Origin of the sequence: Phormidesmis priestleyi ULC007, from assembly GCF_003003695.1 — a bacterium.
Lineage (GTDB): Bacteria > Cyanobacteriota > Cyanobacteriia > Leptolyngbyales > Leptolyngbyaceae > Phormidesmis_A > Phormidesmis_A priestleyi_A.
Genome location: NZ_PVWG01000129.1, coordinates 1 through 1100, shown reverse-complemented (window position 1 = coordinate 1100; position 1100 = coordinate 1). Strand labels below are relative to the sequence as shown.

Annotated in this window: 2 protein-coding genes; both read right to left on the bottom strand. The window is 49.3% G+C overall.

From position 1 onward, the window contains the following. Window positions 1–15 precede the first annotated feature (15 nt). A complete protein-coding gene (locus tag C7B65_RS28610; protein WP_219898763.1) occupies window positions 16–558 on the bottom strand; it encodes an IS630 family transposase in 543 nt (180 codons plus the stop codon). Then, window positions 555–1025, bottom strand: a complete 471-nt coding sequence (locus tag C7B65_RS28605) for a helix-turn-helix domain-containing protein (protein WP_219898761.1) — start codon at window positions 1023–1025, stop codon at window positions 555–557. The genes C7B65_RS28610 and C7B65_RS28605 overlap by 4 nt, the downstream gene beginning before the upstream one ends. Window positions 1026–1100: the final 75 nt, after the last annotated feature.

Below are 1100 nucleotides of genomic sequence, written 5' to 3'. Positions count from 1 at the left end.
ATTTGAGTTGTAAGATCAGCCATAGCGCCGCAACTTGGGAAAATCAAACGTGTAAGACTGCAAGAATTGCACAAATAGCTGCTTGACTTGTGCAAAGGTTTCACATCGGTAGTAATGCTGACGCACATAGGTTTTGGCTTGAAGCCAAATGTCTTCAATGGGGTTTTGCTCTGGCGCATTTGGTGCGAAAGCAATACAGCGGATTTGCCACTCGGCTTCTGGTTTGTCAGCGTTGACCTGGTTCAGATAGACTCGCAATTCTTCAGAACGATGGTACGGAGCACCATCCCAGATCAGGACTAACTGCTGGTTAGGACTCTGTTGTTGCAGGTAGTTGAGAAACGCAATCGTGTGTTCTGAGTTGCCTTTCGGGAATCCCTTGACCAGAACTTCCCCAGTGAGATAATCGACTGCGCCATAGTACGTCTGCCGAGTGCGGGCATTCAGGATGGGAATCTCAATCCGCTCTTTGGTTTTACCCCATACATAACCTGTTACGTCCCCCCATAGTAAATGACACTCATCGACCATCAATACCCGCACGGTTCCTTGTTTCAATGCCTCGCGATGCCGCTGGAGAAACCGCTCGATTTCGACTTTTTTGCCCCCACTGCTGCCTCATCTCGCTTTGGATTTACCGTCTGCGACTTCTTCCAGGACAGTCCCGCTCGCGCCATCAAGTCATAGTAGCTCTGTCGCGATCTGAACTCGACCTGGTACTGTTGCCACAGGTGACGCTGGAGTTCTTCTAGCTGCCAAGAGTCTTTTTGTCGCAACCACTCAAGGACTGCTTGTTGCTGCGCTTCACTCAGATAGCCGCTTGACCCTTGATACCCCAGTTTTAATCCGGTTGCCCCCAGTCGTTCGTAGACCCCTTTCCATTTGCTAATAAACCCGGAGGTCACTTGCAGCAGGTTCATAATTTCCGCTTGTACCGTTCCCTGCAATGTGAGTTTGACTGCCAATGCCCGTTTCAATTCACGAGCATCATCGGTTTGGTTGATAAAGCTAAGCAGATCTTGCATACCATCTTTCACGGTTGTCATCAGGGGTCACGACCCACTCAGCCTTCATCTTACAACTGATTTAGGATTGCTATA

Bases quoted from the DNA above. Each gene is read 5' to 3' on its own strand.
- C7B65_RS28605 (WP_219898761.1), bottom strand. From the start codon at position 1,025: ATGCAAGATCTGCTTAGCTTTATCAACCAAACCGATGATGCTCGTGAA.